Below are 18,606 nucleotides of genomic sequence, written 5' to 3'. Positions count from 1 at the left end.
CTCCGCGGCCCCAGCCATGCATGGCCGGAACGTCGGCGGCTTCGCCTTCGGCGGCGATGCGGTCGATGTCGTCGCCCGAGGCGAGAACCTTCGCCGCCACGCCTTCCTGTTCGGCGACCTGGCGCAGCAGCACCTTCAACAGCTCGGCGGCGGCGCTGGTGCCCTCCGGGGCCTGCACGAAGCGCGGCAGCTTGGGCATTTCTTCCTTCGGCATTGTGAGCGCGGCGTTGACCACTTCGAGCAGCGCGGTCGCCGTCGACGAGCGCTCCCAGCCTTTTGGCACGGTGCGCAGCCTGGCCAAAGCCGCGGCGTCGCGAGGCTGCTGCTGGGCCACCTCGTAGATGGCGTCGTCCTTGAGCACGCGGCCACGCGGCACGTTGCGGTCGCGCGCCTCGCGTTCGCGCCAGGCCGCGACGGCCTGCACTACGGCAAGTTCGACCGGCTTTCTCAGCCGCATCTTCAGGCGCTTCCAGGCATCGTCGGGATGCGGGTCGTAGGTCTCGCGCGAGGTCAGGATCTCCATTTCCTCGTTCAGCCAATGGGCGCGGTTGTCGCGCTCGAGCTGCGTCTTCAGGTGCTGATAGACCTCAATGAGGTGGGTAACGTCGGCCAGCGCGTATTCGAGCTGCTTGTCCGACAGCGGCCGGTGGCGCCAGTCGGTGAAGCGCGACGACTTGTCGAGATGCGCCCCAGTGATGCGCTGCACCAGCTGGTCGTAGGACACGCTGTCGCCGAAGCCGCAGACCATGGCTGCTACCTGGGTGTCGAAAACCGGATGGGGAAGGAGCCCGCCGAGATGGAAGACGATCTCGATGTCCTGGCGCGCGGCATGAAACACCTTGGTGACCGCTTCGTTGGCCATCAGCGCAAAGAACGGGGCGAGATCGATATCGAGCGAAAGCGGATCGACCAGAGCGCTGACGCCGGGGGCCGCCATCTGGATCAGGCAGAGCTCGGGCCAGTAGGTGGTTTCGCGGATGAATTCGGTGTCGACGGTCACGAAGCTCGACTTTTCGAGCGCGGCGATGGCCGTTTCGAGTTCGTTCTGGGTCTTTATGACGTGCATGAAGGCTCTTTGGCTTCAAAAATGGGTCTGTCTCCATTTCAGCCGCGGAGGCTTTCGTCAAGCGCAACCGCCGTTTTGCGGCTAATCCGCGGGCTTGTCGCCGCCGCCATTGCGCCGGGCGAGCCGGGCAAAAATAGTGGAGGTGCGGAGCAGCGCGATGAAGCGGCCGCGCTTGGATGCGGGCACGGCCGAGCGCACCAGCATGCGGTAGAGGATGATGAAGATCAGGACCGCGTAGACCAGCGCGGTGAAGATGAACAGAGAGTGCGCGCCGAAATTCTGCATGCCCCACGACGCCGAGATCGGGCCGCCGATTGCGCCGAAGGAATAGAAAAGCATCAGGGCCGCATTCACCAGGACGAACTCGCCCTTGCCGGCGCGGTCGTTGGCATGGGCCGCCGAAAGCGAGAAAAGCGGCATGGCGAAGGAGCCGAATATGAAGACGATGACGAAATTGGTGAGCGGATCGCTGCCGGCGAAGAAGACCAGGGCCAGCGCCGAGGCGAGCGCGCCGATCGTCGTCAGCAGGAGCACCATGCGCCGGTCCCAGAGGTCTGACAGGTAGCCAAGGGGGTACTGGATGATGGCGCCACCGATGATGCCGGCGCTGACGAAGGTCACCACGTTGGTGACGTTCATGCCGATCTGCTCGGCATAGACCGGCGAGAGCGTGCGGAAGGAGCTGTTGGTGACGCCGACCGCAATGCAGCCGATGCAGCCGAGCGGCGAAATGCGCCAGACCCGTGCGAGATCGAGCTTCACGCTTTCTGGCGGCGTCGGGTTGGAGCGGTCGCCGAGCGAGACCGGCACCAGGGACAGCGTTATCAGGATCGACATGATGGCGAAGATGGCGAAGCCGTCGGCGCCGAAGACCGGGATCAGGAACTGCGCGCCGGTGACCGAGCCTATGTCGATGATGCGGTAGAGCGCCAGAACGCGGGCGCGGTCGTGGTTGGACACGCCGGAGTTCAGCCAGCTTTCCATGATGGTGAACAGGCCGGCGAAGCAGAAGCCCGAGGCGAAGCGCACCGCCGACCACATAACCGGATCGATGACCAGGACGAGCAGCAAAGTGCCGGCGGAAGCGATCGCGGCGAGCGCCGAGAACGAGCGGACATGGCCTACCGCCTTCATGATGCGGGTGATGAATACGCAGCCGAGCAGGAAGCCCGCGAAATAGGCGGTGCCCATGAAGCCGATCGTCGAGGAGGAAAAGCCTTCCGAGGCGCCGCGAAGCGCGATCAGCGTGCCTTGCAGCCCGTTGCCGCCGAGAAGGATGCCCGCGGCGATGAGGAGGGGGATCAGCGGGCGGAGAGATGACATGAAGCCACGAGCAAAGAAGTATCAGGTTCCTCTATAGGCTGAAGCGGCAGGGGTGGCGATGCACCAATTGGCGCGCTTGCTGGTCCAGTCGATCTTGTGAAATTTTCACATTTTCTATATGATTTTTGTGAAGGAGAACTTGCCATGGCCACAATGACCGTTTCCCTGCCCGATCCGATGAAGGAATGGGTCGAGATGCAGGTCGAAGATGGCGAATATGCGAGTTCGAGCGATTATGTACGCGATCTCATCCGCCGCGACCGCGAACGCCGCAACGAAGCGCGGCTGGAGGAGCTTCGCCGCATCGTCGATGCGGGCCTGAACGGCGGCGTCAGTAAGCGGACTTTTGCGGAAAGGATCGCTGAGGGGGACCGTATAGCCGGCCTGCGTGGCCGGACGAATGGGTGAGTATCAGGTTTCCGACCAGGCTGACGAGGATCTACTCGACATTTATCTGTATGGCGTCGCACGGTTTGGACGCCCGCAAGCCGTCGAATATCAGTTCAGCTTCGAAAGATGTTTTGAGCTGATTGCCGACAACCCGCATATGGGGCGGTTGTCGGACACGATCCGGGCTGGTTTGCGGCGGCACGAGCATGGCAGCCATGTCGTGATCTACAAGGAGCATCCCGATCACGTGCTGATCGTCGCGGTCGTTCACGGCCGCAGCATCACGGGACTGAGGCTTTAGCGGCGTTCCGCTGCTTTGCCTTGACAAACAGGGCCTCCCATGCGCTTTTCGCGCGAATTTTCGAGCCGGGCGCGACGCCGCGCCGGTGCGACCACTCCAACATTTCCGGACCGGATTTCGATCATGCACCGTTACCGCAGCCATAACTGCGCCCAGTTGAGAAAGTCCGATGTCGGGCAGAGCGTCCGGCTTTCGGGCTGGGTCCACCGCGTTCGCGACCATGGCGGCCTGCTGTTCATCGACATGCGCGACCATTACGGCCTGACGCAGATCGTCGCCGATCCAGATTCGCCGGCATTCAAGGTCGCCGAAACCGTCCGCGGGGAATGGGTGATCCGCGTCGACGGCGAGGTCAAGGCGCGCATGGCCGACACCGTCAACCCGAACCTGCCGACCGGCGAGATCGAGATTTTCGCGCGCGAGATCGAAGTTCTGTCGGCCTCGAAGGAACTGCCGCTGCCGGTGTTCGGCGAACCGGACTATCCCGAGGACATCCGCCTCAAATACCGCTTCCTCGATCTTCGGCGCGACACGCTGCACAAGAACATCGTGGCCAGGACGAAAATCATCGCCGAGATGCGTGCGCGGATGACAGATGCTGGCTTCACCGAATTCTCGACGCCGATCCTGACGGCATCGAGCCCGGAGGGCGCGCGCGATTTCCTGGTGCCGAGCCGCATCCATCCCGGCAATTTCTACGCGCTGCCGCAGGCGCCGCAAATATACAAGCAGCTGATCATGGTCTCCGGCTTCGACCGCTATTTCCAGATCGCACCCTGCTTCCGGGATGAAGACCCCCGCGCGGACCGGCTGCCGGGCGAGTTCTACCAGCTCGACCTCGAAATGAGCTTTATCGAGCAGGAAGACGTGCTCCAGACCATGGAACCGGTGATGCGAGGCGTCTTCGAGGCGTTTGCCGACGGCAAGCCGGTGACGCAGGATTTCCCGCGCATTCCTTTCGATGTCGCGATGCGCAAATACGGCACCGACAAGCCGGATCTGCGCAACCCGATCGTCATGGACGACGTGTCCGAACATTTCCGCGGGTCGGGCTTCAAGGTGTTCGCGGGCATTCTGGCTGGCGACCCCAAGGCAGAAGTCTGGGCAATTCCGGCAAAGACCGGCGGCTCTCGGGCGTTCTGCGACCGCATGAATTCGTGGGCGCAGGGTGAGGGTCAGCCGGGATTGGGCTATATCTTCTGGCGCAAGGAGGGCGAAAAGCTCGAAGGCGCCGGGCCGATCGCAAAGAATATCGGCGAGGAGCGGACCGAGGCCATCCGCGTCCAGCTCGGCCTGGGCGAGGGCGACGCCGCATTCTTCGTTGCCGGCGACCCAAAGAAGTTCGTGTCGTTCGCCGGCGCCGCACGCACCCGCGCCGGGGAGGAGCTGAACCTCGTCGACCGCGACCGCTTCGAACTGTGCTGGATCGTCGACTTCCCGTTCTTCGAATGGAACGAGGACGAGAAGAAGATCGACTTCGCGCACAACCCGTTCTCCATGCCTCAGGGTGGCATCGACGCGCTGACCGGCCGGGAGCCGCTCGGCATCAAGGCGTTTCAGTACGACATGGTCTGCAACGGCTTCGAGATCGCCTCGGGCGGCATCCGCAACCATCTGCCCGAAACCATGGTGAAGGCGTTCGAGATGGTCGGGCTTTCGCGTGAAATCGTCGAGGAGCGCTTCGGCGGGCTCTATCGCGCCTTCCAGTATGGCGCGCCGCCGCATGGCGGCATGGCGGCCGGCATCGACCGCGTCGTCATGCTGCTGGTCGGGGCGAAGAATTTGCGCGAGGTGACGATGTTCCCGATGAACCAGCAAGCACAAGATCTGCTGATGAGCGCGCCGTCGCCGGCCACCCCGCAGCAATTGCGCGAACTGGAGTTGCGCGTGGCGACGCCCAAGAAATCGGATTAGGAAATCCGCGCAAGCGTTTTATTGGAAAGAAAAAAGCCCGGCTGCAGAGCCGGGCTTTTTCTTGAGCGTTTACGAACGGCCTATTCGCCGTCGTTTGCCATGACCTTTACGCCGAGCGTCTTGGGCAGGTCGAGCGGCGTCGACATTGCGCCGGCCGCGATCAGCGCGAAGGGGACCGGCGCCGGCGGCGCAGCCACGATTTCGATGCTTTGCGGATCGTCGAGGAATTTGCCGACCGCGGCGGTGATCTCGGCCGACAGTTCCGGGTTGTTGAGCTGTGCGGTCAGGAACGGCACGATCGCCTTGGCCTGGTTGGCGATGTCCTCGGGCTTCATGTTCTGCTGCTCGGCGACATAATCCAGCACCTTGCCGGTCAGCGAATCGTCGTCGAAACGGATATTGGCGGCATGGAAGGTCAGCTGCTGCATCAGGCCGAGCATGGCCAGGCCCTGCGCCGAATTGTCGGCGCCGGCCGGCTGTTCGGCCATCTTCTTCTGCATCTCCTGCAGCGATTTCAGGAAGGCCGGCGTATAGCCGCCGAGATCGAAGGTGAAGCCCAGCGTGCCGGCGTCGTCGACGGTGATGTCGTACTGCGTCAGCCCCATGCGGCCGTCGCTCGGCTGCCAGGATCCCGCCATCTCGAAATTGCCGCTGATGGTCTGATAGCCCAGCGCTTCGATGACCTTCTTGGCTTGCGGATCCTCGGCTATGCTGAGGTCGGCTGTGAATTTCTCGGCGGAGCCGGTGAATTCGAGGGCGGCGCCTTCGGCCGGCGGAGTGATGTCGAACGAGAGACTGTCGAGCGAGAACAGGGTCTTGTCGGCCAGCTTGGCGCTGATACTGGCTATTTCCATACCCTCATACATCGCCATCGCGGCGACCGGGTCGGTCTCGCCCTCGGGCGGAAGCGTCAGGCCGGTAAAAGTCGCGGCGCTGATATCGAATGTCATTCCTTCTTCCGTTGTGCTGTACGGCTCGGTCGTGATCGTTTCGATCCGGTAGCCGCCATCCTGTTCGGTGATGCCGTCGAAGGTGACCCTGCCCAGCGCCACAGGCTCGGCCTGGCCTGCTGGGGCGAAGGTTACACCTTCGAGAGCCAGCGATGATGTGTCGCCGCTGACGCCGGTCCAGGTGAAGTTCATGCCCTGATCCGCCAGCACCTTCTTGAAGCGCTCGGCGACGGCATTGGCGTCCTGCGCATAGGCAGCGTGAAACGGGATCGCCAGAAGGAATGTCGAAACGGTGAGCTTATGGAGTACGTGACGGCAAATGGTCATCGGAATGTTCCCTGAAACTGGTCTTTGAATCTTGTTGCGCCTCTCTGTCGCGTATCATCCGGACCGGATGAAGGCGCATCGCAGCACATTGGTCGAAATTCGCGGAAAAAGGCAAGATTGGCGCTTGGCGCACGGTGAAAGGACCGTTCCGGCAAGCCTCCTCTTGCCGCGAATCGCCGGCTAAGCTAACTGCACGCCATGGGAAAAGGGCTTTTGCCGCCGGGGTCCGGCGGTGGCGACGCAATAGAACCGGTCGATCTGAAAAAGGCGCTCGAAGAGCGCTATCTCGCCTATGCGCTGTCGACCATCATGCACCGGGCGCTGCCGGATGTGCGAGACGGGCTGAAGCCGGTCCATCGCCGCATCATGCACGCCATGCGGCTCCTGCGGCTGAACCCCGACCAGGGTTTCGCCAAATGCGCCCGCATCGTCGGCGAGGTGATGGGCAAGTTCCACCCGCACGGCGACCAGTCGATATACGACGCGCTGGTGCGGCTCGCCCAGGATTTCGCTGTGCGCTACCCGCTGGTCGACGGGCAGGGGAATTTCGGCAATATCGACGGCGACTTCGCCGCAGCCATGCGCTACACCGAGGCGCGCATGACCGAGGTGGCGACCGAACTGCTCGCCGGCATCACAGAGGACGCCGTCGACTTCCGCCCCACCTACAATGAGGAAGACGAAGAGCCGGTGGTCCTGCCCGGCGCTTTCCCGAATCTCTTGGCCAACGGCTCGTCCGGTATCGCGGTCGGCATGGCGACATCGATCCCGCCGCACAACGCTGCCGAACTCTGCAAGGCCGCTCTCCATCTGATCGATCATCCCGACGCGACTGTCGAGGACCTGATGACCAAGGAGCCTCATCCGGACGATGCGGACGAAAACATGGTGCGCGGCCCGGATTTCCCGACCGGCGGCATCATCGTCGACAGCTGGGAATCGATCGTCGAGGCCTACAAGACCGGCCGCGGCGGCTTTCGCGTGCGGGCGCGCTACGAGACCGAGGACCAGGGCAGGGGCACCTGGAACATCGTCGTCACCGAAATTCCCTACCAGGTGCAGAAGGCGCGGCTGATCGAGAAGATCGCCGAGCTTCTGATCGCCCGCAAGCTGCCGCTGCTGGAGGATGTCCGCGACGAGAGCGCGGAAGACATCCGCCTCGTCCTGGTGCCGAAGAGCCGCAGCGTCGACCCCGCGCTTCTGATGGAATCGCTGTTCAAGCTGACCGAGCTTGAAAGCCGATTCCCCCTCAACATGAACGTGCTGTCGCGCGGCAAGGTGCCGAACGTGCTGTCGCTGAAAAGCGTGCTGCAGGAATGGCTGGAGCATCGCCGCGATGTTCTGCTGCGCCGCTCGCGCCACCGCCTCGGCGAGATCGAGCGCCGGCTGGAAATCCTCGCCGGCTACCTGATTGCCTACCTCAACATTGATGAGGTGATCAGGATCATCCGCGAGGAGGACGAGCCCAAGCAGGTCATGATGGCCCGCTGGGAGCTGACCGACAATCAGGCCGAGGCGATCCTGAACATGCGGCTGCGCGCCTTGCGCAAGCTGGAGGAGTTCGAGATCCGCAAGGAATTCGACGGCCTGACGGCGGAGAAAGCGCAGATCGAAGGGCTGCTCGCTTCCGACGCCAAGCAGTGGAAGACGATCCGCTGGGAAGTCGAGAAGGTGCGCGACAAGTTCGGCTCGCACACTCCGCTCGGCAAGCGCCGAACGACCTTCGCCGATGCGCCCGACCACGACCTGACGGACATCCACCACGCCATGGTGGAGAAGGAGCCGGTGACGGTGGTTGTGTCAGCCAAGGGCTGGCTGCGCGCGATGAAGGGGCACCTCGCCGACCTGTCGCAGCTGACCTTCAAGGAAGGCGACAGCCTGAAGCTGGCTTTCCCGGCCCAGACCACCGACAAGATCATCGTCTTCACCACCGGCGGCAAGTTCTACACGATCGGCGCCGACCGGCTGCCGGGCGGGCGCGGCCATGGCGAGCCGATCCGCATCATCGTCGACATGGACAACGACCAGGACATCGTCACCGCCTTCGTCCACAATCCGGGGCGCAAGCTGCTGCTGGTCAGCCATGACGGCAACGGCTTCGTCGTGCCCGAGGCCGAGGTCGCGGCCAACACCCGAAAGGGCAAGCAGGTGATGAATGTGCGCGCGCCTGACGAGGCGCAGCGCTGCGTGCCGGTTGCCGGCGATCACATCGCCATCGTCGGCGAAAACCGCAAGATGCTTGTCTTCCCGCTGGCCGACGTGCCGGAAATGGGCCGCGGCAAGGGCGTTCGCCTGCAGAAATACAAGGATGGCGGCGTTCTCGACGTAAAGCTGTTCGCCATGGATGCCGGCCTGAGCTGGCAGGATTCGGCCGGCCGCACCTTCCTGAAGACGCGCGAGGAACTGATCGAATGGATGGGCTCGCGCGCCTCCGCCGGTCGTCTTGCCCCGAAGGGTTTTCCGCGGACGGGCAAGTTCGGGTAGGCGCTGCGAGGGTGATACTGTAGTGCTGAGGCCTCCTCCTAGTCGACCAAGGCCCCGCAAGTCATGTTTACGACGGCGCCGGTCATTGCGCGGGCACGGTCGGATGCCATGAACGCTGCGACATCCGCCACCTCGCCGAGTGTCGGAAGCCGCTTGAGCAGTGTTCCTTCCGCCGCCCCTTGAAGCATTTCCTCAACGGTCATGCCGGCGCGATCGGCCGCGGGCTGGAAGACTTGCCTGCTGTGCGAGCCCTTTGTCAGCGCCTCCGGAATAGCGTGGGGCTGCAGACAAACGACACGAATGCCGCGCGGCGCGAGTTCAGCGGCCAGCAGCCGGGTCATACCTTCCGTGACCGCACAGGCCGCGCCATAGCCGAGATAGCCAATGCCGGGCAGACGTGATCCCGGCGTCGATATGTTCATGACGACACCCGAGCCTTTTTGCGCCATGAAGCGCGATGCTGCCTTGGCAGTGATGAAGACCGCCTTTGCGTAGCTCTCGACCGGAAGCATGAAGTCGGCGAGAGAAAGCTCTGCCAGTGGCGTCCCCTGTATGTGGGGAAAGCCCACGGCGTTGAGGGCGATATCGATGCCGCCCGTCTCTCTTGCCACGGCTTGGGCATGGTGTTCGGCCGCCCGCTCGTCGAGCACATCGAGGACCGCGACTTTAGCGACGCCGCCCTGCCTGACGATCTCCTGCGCTCCCGCCTCGAGTTTTTGTAAGGTGCGCCCGACAAGAAAGACCTTTGCACCCTCGCGGGCGAACGCCGCTGCCGCTGCCCCGCCGATTGCACCGCTGCCACCATAGACGATCGCGGTTTGTCCTCGCAGCAGCATGGCCGTACCCTCTCCAGAGATAATGATTGCATATTACAATCAGTTGCATATTAAGATCAATTTTCTGAGAAGTGCAATCGGCTTTCTGAAAGTGGCTTGTGCTGCCGGCGAAGGCCTCTGCGATATAAATGCCACCGAGTTTGTCAGGCCGCTGTGCCCCATGCGCCGCCATGTCGCACGCCATTTGTCAGCATGAATCTACCGTTCCATTGACTGCGAATGATCGTTCGCATAAAGGGAGAACGATCATTCGCATTAAATGAGAGCGAACGTTCGCTTTCTGCGGGAAGAGAAAATGGAAGAACTATCCAATACCGAGAGCCAGCCGGGCGGCGAGGCCATGGACGGCGAATTGCTGTCGCGCGCCGAACGCCGCGACCAGCAGATCCAGCGCATTCTGGAGGCGGCGAAGACATGCTTCGTGCGTTCCGGCTTCCAAGGCGCGTCAATGCAGCAGATCTGCGCCGAAGTCGGCATGAGCCCGGGCGCTCTCTATCGCTATTTCCCGTCGAAGGAAGCGATCGTCGAGGCGATTTGCGAGGCTGACCGCCAGGACGACATGACCTGCTTCGGGGCGTTGCGTGATGCGACATCCGCCATCGACGGGCTGGTCGCAGGCGCGATGGCGCATATCACTCATACGAGCATGAAGGGCAGCGCCCCGCTGTTTGCCGAGATGCGCTCCGAATCCATGCGCAACGAGGCGATCCGCGCGACCGTCGACGGGCACAAGGGCGAAGTGGCCGCGATGATCGAGCCGCTTATCGCGGAGGCGATTGCACAGGGCGAGATCAATCCGCCGGTCGAGCTTCCGATCCTGATGGCGGTCCTGATGTCGATCGGCGAGGGCATGGCGATCAATGATTTGCCGGCCCGCGGTGTGCCGCTCGACAAGCTCGAAATCGCCCTTCGCGCCATGCTCGAAGGCATGCTCCGGCCAACCAAAAGCACTCCGGCCGCCGAATAGGCGGCCTTCGAACCCTCATGCCAACCTGGTTGAATTCCCATGTCGCGTAATGCCGTTATTGCCGTTTCCCTTGGCGTGCTGCTTGCCGGCGCAGCCGCTGTTGTCGGATTCGCCCCGACCTCCTTTGCCGCGAGCGAAGCCGAGCCGGCCGTCGTGCAGACGCCGCCCTCGATCCGCGTGACGCGGGCCGAGCGGCGCGAGCTGGTCGAGACGCTATCCGTCACCGGAACGATATTGCCGCGCGAGGAAGCCGCCGCGGGCACCGATCTCAATGGCCTGACGGTGACGGCGCTGAACGCCGACGAGGGCGACATGGTGAAGAAGGGCGACGTGCTCGCCGTTCTCGACCGCTCCGCGCTCGACACACAGCTTGCGCAGATGCAGGCGAGCCGCGCCCAGGCCGAGGCCAACATCGCGCAGATGAATGCCCAGATCGGCGATGCCGAAGTCGGCGTCAGCCAGGCGAAGGATGCGCTCGAACGGGCGAGGGCGCTCCAGAAGAAGGGCGTCGCCACGCAGGCGCAGCTCGACAATGCGCGGCACGCCTTCGACAGCGCCAACGCCAAGCTGGTTTCGGCGCAGAAGGCGCTTGCCGCCTCGCAGGCGCAACTCGGCGTCATCGACGCGCAGGAGAAGAACGTTCTGCTGCAGATCGAAAAGACCGAGGTGAGGGCGCCCGCCGACGGACTGGTTCTCGCCCGCGACGCCACTTTGGGCGGCGTCGTTTCAGCCGGCAGCGGCCCACTGTTCCGGATAGCCATCGGTTCGGAATTCGAGCTTGCGGCGACCGTCGCCGAGACGGTGCTGCCGAAGCTCTCGAAAGACATGAGGGCGGAGATATCGCTTGCCGGTTCAGACAAGGCGATTGGCGGCAAGATCCGCCGGATTTCGCCCGAGATCGACAGCAAGTCGCGGCTGGGCTCGATCCGCATCACGCTTGACGCCGGCAGCGAGGCCCGCGCCGGCAGTTTCGCGCGAGGCGAGGTCGAGACGAGGCGCAGCGATGCAGTCGCGGTGCCGGCGTCGGCGGTGATCTTCCGCGGCGAGAAAGCCTTCCTGCAACTGGTCACCGACGGCAAGATCGCGACCGCGCCGGTGGATCTCGGCATGCGTGACGACGGCTTCGTCGAGGTCGTTTCCGGTGTTGAGGAAGGCCAGGAAGTGGTTTCGCGCGCGGGCACCTTCGTCGCCGACGGCGACATGGTGACGCCGGTGCGCGCCGATGAGACGGGAGCCATCCAGCCATGAATTTCTCCGCCTGGTCGATCCGCAACCCGCTTCCCGCGATCCTGCTCTTCATCGTGCTGGTCGTGCTCGGCCTGATGAGTTTCGCGAATCTGCCGATCACCCGTTTTCCCAACATCGATGTGCCGCTGGTCAACGTCACGGTCACCGATCCGGGCGTCGCGCCGAGCGAGTTGGAGACGCAGGTGACAAAACGCGTCGAGGACGCGGTCGCCAACATTTCCGGCGTCAAGAACGTCATCTCGACGATCACTGAGGGCAATTCGCAGACGACGGTCGAATTCCGCCTCGAAGTCGACACACAGACCGCCGTCAACGACGTCAAGGACGCGGTCGAGCGCATCCGCTCCGACCTGCCGGCGACTTCCGACGAGCCGGTCGTGAACCGCGTCGACGTCGAGGGCCAGGCGATCCTGACCTATGCCGTCTCCGCTCCGGCCATGACCATTGAAGAGCTTTCGTGGTTCGTCGACGACACCGTCATCCGCAAGCTGCAAGGCCTGAAAGGCGTCGCGCGCGTCGACCGCTATGGCGGCGTGACGCGCGAGATCAAGGTCGAGATCGACCCGGACCGGCTGAATTCGCTCGGCGTAACGGCCGGCGATGTGAACCGCGCGCTGCGTTCGGTCAATGCCGACATGACAGGCGGCAGCGCCGATTTCGGCAACCGCGACCAGTCGATCCGCACGCTCGGCGGCGCCAAGAAGATCGCCGACCTCGAAGCGCTCGAAATCCCGCTGGCGCGAGACCGCAAGGTCAAGCTCACCGACATCGCGACGGTCAGCGATTCCTGGGAGGAACCGAAATCCTTCGCCAGGGTGAACAGCCAGACGGTGGTGTCGTTCGGCATCTTCCGGGGCAAGGGCGAGAGCGACGTCGAGGTCAATGAGCGCGCGACGGCGGCGATCGCCGATCTCCAGAAGACCTATCCCGACGTGCAGATCACCAAGGTCGACGATTCGGTAACCTACACCGAAGGCAATTACGATTCGGCGATGGAAATGCTGCTCGAAGGCGCGGCGCTCTCGGTCATCGTCGTCTTGCTGTTCCTGCGCGATTTCCGCGCCACCCTCGTTGCCGCTGCCGCGCTGCCGCTGTCGATCATCCCGACCTTCTGGGCGCTCGACATGATGGGCTTCTCGCTCAACCTGGTGAGCCTGCTCGGCATCACGCTGGTGGTTGGCATCCTCGTCGACGACGCCATCGTCGAGATCGAGAACATCGTGCGCCACGTCAAGATGGGCAAGTCGCCCTATCGCGCCTCGCTGGAGGCGGCCGACGAGATCGGCCTCGCCGTCATCGCGATTTCTGCGACCATCATGGCGGTGTTCGCGCCGGTCTCCTTCATGGGCGGCATTGCCGGCCAGTATTTCAAGCAGTTCGGCCTGACGGTCGCCGTCGCCGTGTTCTTCTCGCTGCTGGTGGCGCGACTGATCACGCCGATGATGGCGGCCTATTTCCTGCGCGGCCACGGCCATGCCGAGCCCAAGCCGGGCATTGTCATGCGGGCCTATGTCGCCTTCCTGAAGATGACGCTGCGCTTCCGCTGGCTGACGCTCGCCGCAGGCATCGCCTTCTTCGCCGGCTCGATCTACGCGATCGGGTTCCTGCCGTCCGGCTTCATTCCGCGCGAGGATGCGAGCCGCATCGTGTTCTCGGTCGAGCTGCCGCCCGGCAGCCGGCTGGAAGACACGCGCCTGGCGACCGACGAGGTGACCAAGCTGATGCGCGAGGTTTCCGAGGTCGAGAACGTCTATGTGATCGGCGGCGCGAGCCCGACCGGCACGCTGGAGACGCGCCGAGCGACGGTGGTCGCCGACCTGAAGCACAAGTCCGAGCGCGACGTGCCGCAGCACGAGATCGAGGAAATCCTGCTCCGCAAGATGGAGACGGTTCCCGATGTCCGCGCCTATTTCGTCAACGACCGCGGCGAGCGTGCGCTTGCTCTCGGCGTGATGGGAACGGACGGCGCAGTGCTCGACGAGCAGGCGCGCAAGATCCAGAGCGCCATGACGGCGACCGGGAAATTCCGCGCGGTCAGCTCCAATGCCGCGCTCGACCGGCCGGAAGTGATCGTCGTTCCGGACCATGAGAGGCTTGCCGAACTCGGCATTTCGACGGCGACGATCGCCGAGACGCTGCGCATCGCCACGATGGGCGACATCGACGCCAATCTGGCGAAGTTCACCGTCGGCGACCGACAGATCCCGATCCGCGTCCAGCTGAACGAGGCGGCGCGCGACGACCTTTCCGTGGTCAGCCAGCTTCCGGTGCCGACCGCGTCAGGCGTTTCGGTGCCGCTGGCCTCGGTCGCGGAAATCCGCTTCGGGCAGGGGCCGTCCTCGATCGCCCGCTTCAATCGCGAGCGGCGCGTGGTTATCGGCGCCGACATGGCGCAGGGCGCCGAGCTCAGCGAGGGGCTCGGCATCGTCTGGGCGCTGCCGGAAGTCAAGGACATGCCTGCGGGCACACGCATCCAAGAGACCGGCGACGCCGAGATCATGGGCGAGGTGTTCGCCGGCTTCGCCACCGCCATGGGCACCGGCATCATGTTGGTGCTGGTGGTGCTGATCCTGCTGTTCGGCTCGGTGTTCCACTCCTTCACCATTTTGGGCTCGCTGCCGCTGGCGATCGGCGGAGTGGTTGCCGCGCTGTGGCTGACCAATTCGGCGGTGTCGATGCCGGTGGTGATCGGCATATTGATGCTGATGGGCATCGTCACCAAGAACGCCATCATGCTGGTCGACTTCGCGGTCGAGGAGGCAAAGCAGGGCGTGCCGCGGGCCGAGGCGATCATCGACGCCGGCCGCAAGCGCGCCCGGCCGATCGTGATGACCACGATCGCCATGTCGGCGGGCATGATCCCGGCCGCACTCGCGCTCGGCGATGGCGGCGAGTTCCGCGCGCCGATGGCGATCGCAGTGGTCGGCGGGCTGCTGGTCTCGACGCTTCTGTCGCTGGTGTTCGTGCCGTCCTTCTACACGATCATGGACGACGCGGCGATCGGCACGGCGCGGCTGTTCCGCTGGCTGGTGAAGCCGAACCAGGCCGACGAGCCGGATGCGGAGCACGGCGCGACGGTCCATGTGCTGCCGCAGCGCGAGGAGTTTCCGGTTGCGGCGGAGTAGGTTTTCTCCCCCGCAAAGGGGGAGAAAACGCGCACAAAAAAGCCGCCCGGAGGCGGCTTTTTCTTTGAATTTTCCGAACGCTCAGAGCGCGGAGGAAATCTGCAGCTCGTCGACGCCGTCGCGGGCGTAGATGTCGTCGCGGAAGTGCACCACCGCATCGCCCGTCGACCAGGCCGAGACATAGGTGAAGTAGACCGGCACCGGATCGGCAAGCTGCACGGGCGTGCTCTCGCCGCTCTTGATCGTCTGCTCGAAGCGCTGGCGGTCCCAGCCTTCGGTGCCGCGCAGCAGCCAAGTGACCAGGTCGCGCACGTTCTGGACGCGCACGCAGCCCGACGAATCGAAGCGCATCAGCTTGGAGAACAGGCTCTGCTGCGGCGTGTCGTGCATATAGACGGCATGCGGATTGGGGAAGTTGATCTTGACCGAAGCCATGGCGTTGCCGGCGCCGGGATCCTGACGGAAGCGGAATTTCGCCGCGTCCTCCGTGTTCCAGTCTATTGTCGTCGGATCCATCTCGTTGCCGTCCGGTCCGAGGATGCGGATGCTGTTTTCGGCCAGATATTGCGGATTCTTCCGCATCAGCGGGATGATGTCCTTGCGGACGATCGATTCCGGCGCATTCCAGTAAGGATTGACGATGACCTCGTTGATCTTGGAATTGAGGATCGGCGTCTGACGGTCGATCTTGCCGACGATCGCGGTGTGGCGCAGCACGACGCGGCCGTTTTCGACCGCCTCGATCTGCGCGGCCGGGATGTTGACCATCACATAGCGATAGCCGAGATCGCCCGACATGCTGCGCAGCCGGACCAGATTGGTCTCGAGCTGGCCGAGGCGGACAGGCGCCGACACGTTCATCGCGGCATAGGAATACTGGCCGAGAACGCCGTCGGACGGCAGGCCGTGGCGGGCCTGGAAGCGCTTGACCGCGCCGTCGACATAGGTGTCGAAGGCCGGCGAAATGCCGGCGTTCAGCGACAGGTCGCCCGCAATCATCAGCCGCTTGCGCAGCACCTCGACGTCCGCGTCGACGACGCCGAGTTTCAGCTTCTTGGTCGCCGGAACGATCGGCCAGCCGCCCTGAGCGACGATGCCCTGATAGCGTCCGACCGCCTGCTCGATGTAGGAGACCGTCTGCGGCGAGAAGATCGGCAGGTTCGAGGCGACCTTGCCGCCTTCGCTGGCACGGGCGTCGAACGTGTCGTCCCAGTTGCCGCGGCGCGACGATTTGAGGATATCGCCGATCACGTCCTGGGCGCTGGCGGCGCCCGCGAATGCGGTTGCGGCGATTGCGCCCGCACCGGAGAGGAAGAAGCGGCGAGTTGTTTTCATGGACATTCCAGACATCGATCCTGCGTTTCGACAACGGACGAATTTCATCCGGATTCTATGGCGGCCATTGTTAACAAATGGCCAACCATAATCCCCCGCCGCCCCTGTCCTGAATGCAATGGAAGGAATATGGGCGCCGGCAAGCGGCATCCGGCTTGACGGTCAGTTCATCATCCGGATTTTCACTGGATTATGGCGTTAGCGTGACCGCGGCGAACGCGTAGCCGTGACGACTACCAAAAAGAAAGCCCGCGCCGTCGCCGGCGTGGGCTTTGCTTGAAGAGTGTTGCTCGTTTGCCGCTGCCGCCGGCCGCGCGGCGGCAAGCCGGCGCCGGATCAGCAATATCGGCGCAGCGCTTACATCCTGTAAGCGATCGTGTCGTTCCAGAAGCGGTCGAGGCGCTGCAAAGCGCGGTTCATCTGCTTGAACTCTTCGGTGTTGATGCCGCCGACCTGCTCGATCGAGCCGACATGGCGGTCGTAGAGCCCGGCCACCACTTCGGCGACTTCCTGGCCCTTCGGCGTCAGGCTGACGCGGACCGAGCGGCGGTCGATGCGCGAACGCTGGTGGTTGATGAAACCGAGATCGACCAGCTTCTTCAGATTGTAGGAGACGTTGGAGCCGAGATAGTAGCCGCGCGAGCGCAGTTCGCCGGCGGTCAGCTCGGAATTGCCGATGTTGAACAGCAGCAGCGCCTGGATAGCATTGATGTCGCTGCGGCCGTTGCGGTCGAATTCATCCTTGATGACATCAAGCAAACGGCGGTGCAGCCGTTCGACGAGCTGAAGCGATTCCATGTAAAGGGAGCGGATCGCATCACGGCGATCGTCGGATACGTTAGCGGTCTTGGCCGCCTGACGCTGGTTGATCATTGTCTTTGCCTCTCGTTTGTCGCCCGGTGATTGTTTTGTTTCTCACCTTGATCGCGACACTATCGAATGCTCATAAAATTCGACTTAAAAGTCAGGCTTAACAACGCCTTACCGGGATGAGCTTTCGAAAGAGGCTTAATGAACGATGATGCTAACCGATAAAATTAACCATGCCTGGCCTGCCGCCGCTTCTGCAGGAAAATCACGATGCGGAAGGCGATGTAGAGAAGCGCGACGCAAGCGTGCGACCAGACGATGGCCGGGCGCGCGCCGAACAGGTCAGGGAAGCCGGCATACATGACGATCTCGGTCGCCGCGCAGATGAACCAGATCACCGGTCCCCACGACGCCAACATCCACAGGCCGCTGGCGGCGAACGGATAAAACACCGACAGGGTGACCGCCGCGATCTGCCAGTGCACCGGCATCAGGTCGAAGCGCCAGAGCGCGCCGTCATAAATACCGATGAGGCGCACCCAATAGAGGACACCGAACAGCAGACAGTAGCCGGCGATAATCCGCTGGAACCAAGCGAAAGCGACTTCGGCGGCGGAGAGCCCGATCACCGGCTGCCTGTCCATGAACACGCTCACAGAACCAGATCTCTGCCCGGCAGCGGAGCGAAATAGGCCTCGATGGCGGCGGGGTCGACGTCGTCCAGCCTCGCCGGCCGCCATTCGGGCTTCGAGCCCTTGTCGATGATCGTGGCGCGGATGCCCTCGTAGAAATCATGGCCGAAGAGCATGCGGTTGACGATCCTGAATTCCAAACGCATGCACTCGTCCATGTCGAGCATCGCGCCCATATTGATCTGCCGGAAGGCGACATTGACGCTGGTCGGCGAGCGCTTCTCGATGGTGGCGAGCGCGGCGGCCGCAAACTCGCCGGCAGGCTCGGCTGCGTGCCGGCGCAGGCCGGTGAGCAGGTCCTGCAGCTTCTCGCGGGAGAAGGACTGCGCGATCAGATGCAGCGTCGCATCGTCCGTCTCACGCGGCGGCACGTGGCAAACCTTCTTCAGTGCCGCGTCCGGCCGACCCGTCGCGCAGAGCTCCTCGACTAGGCCGTCGAGCTTGGAAGCGGCCACCGCATAGGTGGCGAGCCCCGACCACAGCGCGTCGCCGTAGCGGATGCGGCTCCCGGTCAGGCCGAGATACATGCCGAAGCTGCCCTTGATGCGCGACAAAAGAAAGCTGCCGCCGACATCCGGGAAGAAGCCGATGCCGACCTCGGGCATGGCGAAAATCGCATTTTCCGTCATCACCCGGTGCGAGCCGTGGAACGACACGCCGACGCCGCCGCCCATGACGATGCCGTCGATCAGCGCGACATAAGGCTTTTTGAAGCGGGCAATGGCCGCATTCAGCCGGTACTCGTCGGCGAAGAAATCGATCGGCAGTTTGCCGGCGCGACCGGCTTCATAGATGTCGAGAATATCGCCGCCCGCCGAAAACGCCTTGCCCTCGGCCT

At 63.5% G+C, this 18,606-nt stretch carries 15 protein-coding genes; 7 read left to right on the top strand and 8 right to left on the bottom strand.

The genetic code is table 11. From position 1 onward, the window contains the following. Positions 1-1,066: ribonuclease D (gene rnd, locus MAXJ12_RS15005; protein WP_008836755.1), on the bottom strand; the 1,066-nt coding region annotated here is incomplete at its 3' end. Between the two features lie 81 nt (positions 1,067-1,147). After that, entirely contained in the window at positions 1,148-2,389 is a 1,242-nt protein-coding gene (locus MAXJ12_RS15000) for an MFS transporter (protein WP_008836754.1), read from the bottom strand. A gap of 144 nt (positions 2,390-2,533) precedes the next feature. Between MAXJ12_RS15000 and MAXJ12_RS14995 the strand changes: the two genes are divergently transcribed. The 3 genes from MAXJ12_RS14995 (at position 2,534) to aspS (ending at position 4,994) form a co-directional block, all read left to right on the top strand. After that, entirely contained in the window at positions 2,534-2,797 is a 264-nt protein-coding gene (locus tag MAXJ12_RS14995) for a type II toxin-antitoxin system ParD family antitoxin (RefSeq protein ID WP_008836753.1), read from the top strand. Beyond that, the gene (locus tag MAXJ12_RS14990) at positions 2,790-3,080 is read left to right on the top strand and encodes a type II toxin-antitoxin system RelE/ParE family toxin (protein ID WP_008836752.1); all 291 of its coding nucleotides are present in this window, start codon (positions 2,790-2,792) and stop codon (positions 3,078-3,080) included. The genes MAXJ12_RS14995 and MAXJ12_RS14990 overlap by 8 nt, the downstream gene beginning before the upstream one ends. 123 nt (positions 3,081-3,203) lie before the next feature. Then, positions 3,204-4,994, top strand: a complete 1,791-nt coding sequence (gene aspS / locus MAXJ12_RS14985; protein WP_008836751.1) for an aspartate--tRNA ligase — start codon at positions 3,204-3,206, stop codon at positions 4,992-4,994. Positions 4,995-5,074: 80 nt separating this feature from the next. Here aspS and MAXJ12_RS14980 read toward each other — a convergent pair whose 3' ends face one another. Then, entirely contained in the window at positions 5,075-6,271 is a 1,197-nt protein-coding gene (locus tag MAXJ12_RS14980) for a hypothetical protein (protein ID WP_008836750.1), read from the bottom strand. A gap of 198 nt (positions 6,272-6,469) precedes the next feature. Here MAXJ12_RS14980 and parC point away from each other — a divergent pair, with 198 nt between their 5' ends. After that, positions 6,470-8,755 carry a DNA topoisomerase IV subunit A gene (parC, locus tag MAXJ12_RS14975; protein WP_008836749.1) on the top strand — a complete coding sequence of 762 codons (2,286 nt, stop codon included), beginning with the start codon at positions 6,470-6,472 and terminating at the stop codon, positions 8,753-8,755. A 38-nt stretch (positions 8,756-8,793) separates the two neighbouring features. Here parC and MAXJ12_RS14970 read toward each other — a convergent pair whose 3' ends face one another. Beyond that, entirely contained in the window at positions 8,794-9,591 is a 798-nt protein-coding gene (locus MAXJ12_RS14970) for an SDR family NAD(P)-dependent oxidoreductase (RefSeq protein WP_008836748.1), read from the bottom strand. A gap of 295 nt (positions 9,592-9,886) precedes the next feature. On the opposite strand from MAXJ12_RS14970, the gene MAXJ12_RS34430 reads away from it, so the two are divergent. Genes MAXJ12_RS34430 through MAXJ12_RS14955 form a run of 3 tightly spaced genes read left to right on the top strand, consistent with a single transcriptional unit; the run spans position 9,887 to position 14,931 of the window. After that, positions 9,887-10,558, top strand: a complete 672-nt coding sequence (locus tag MAXJ12_RS34430) for a TetR/AcrR family transcriptional regulator (protein ID WP_157999636.1) — start codon at positions 9,887-9,889, stop codon at positions 10,556-10,558. Between the two features lie 39 nt (positions 10,559-10,597). After that, a complete protein-coding gene (locus MAXJ12_RS14960; protein WP_008836745.1) occupies positions 10,598-11,806 on the top strand; it encodes an efflux RND transporter periplasmic adaptor subunit in 1,209 nt (402 codons plus the stop codon). Further along, positions 11,803-14,931, top strand: coding sequence for an efflux RND transporter permease subunit (locus tag MAXJ12_RS14955; RefSeq protein WP_008836744.1), 3,129 nt, complete (start codon positions 11,803-11,805; stop codon positions 14,929-14,931). Before MAXJ12_RS14960 ends, MAXJ12_RS14955 begins: the two co-directional genes overlap by 4 nt. Before the next feature lie 81 nt (positions 14,932-15,012). Here the strand turns inward: MAXJ12_RS14955 and MAXJ12_RS14950 are convergent, their stop codons facing one another. The 4 genes from MAXJ12_RS14950 to MAXJ12_RS14935 all read right to left on the bottom strand — a co-directional run. Continuing rightward, complete coding sequence (locus MAXJ12_RS14950; RefSeq protein ID WP_040586347.1) at positions 15,013-16,266, bottom strand: L,D-transpeptidase family protein; 1,254 nt, start codon at positions 16,264-16,266, stop codon at positions 15,013-15,015. A 357-nt stretch (positions 16,267-16,623) separates the two neighbouring features. Continuing rightward, positions 16,624-17,139 (bottom strand): transcriptional regulator LdtR, encoded by a 516-nt coding sequence (gene ldtR, locus MAXJ12_RS14945; protein WP_008836742.1) that lies wholly within the window; start codon positions 17,137-17,139, stop codon positions 16,624-16,626. 164 nt (positions 17,140-17,303) lie between these two features. Then, on the bottom strand, positions 17,304-17,720 hold the full coding sequence (locus MAXJ12_RS14940; protein WP_040586344.1) for a DUF6163 family protein: 417 nt from the start codon (positions 17,718-17,720) through the stop codon (positions 17,304-17,306). Positions 17,721-17,728: 8 nt separating this feature from the next. Continuing rightward, positions 17,729-18,606: enoyl-CoA hydratase/isomerase family protein (locus MAXJ12_RS14935; RefSeq protein ID WP_008836740.1), on the bottom strand; the 878-nt coding region annotated here is incomplete at its 5' end.

Origin of the sequence: Mesorhizobium alhagi CCNWXJ12-2, from assembly GCF_000236565.1 — a bacterium.
GTDB lineage: Bacteria > Pseudomonadota > Alphaproteobacteria > Rhizobiales > Rhizobiaceae > Allomesorhizobium > Allomesorhizobium alhagi.
The sequence above is the reverse complement of the archived record's forward strand: the minus strand, read 5'-3'. Positions and strand labels throughout refer to the sequence as shown.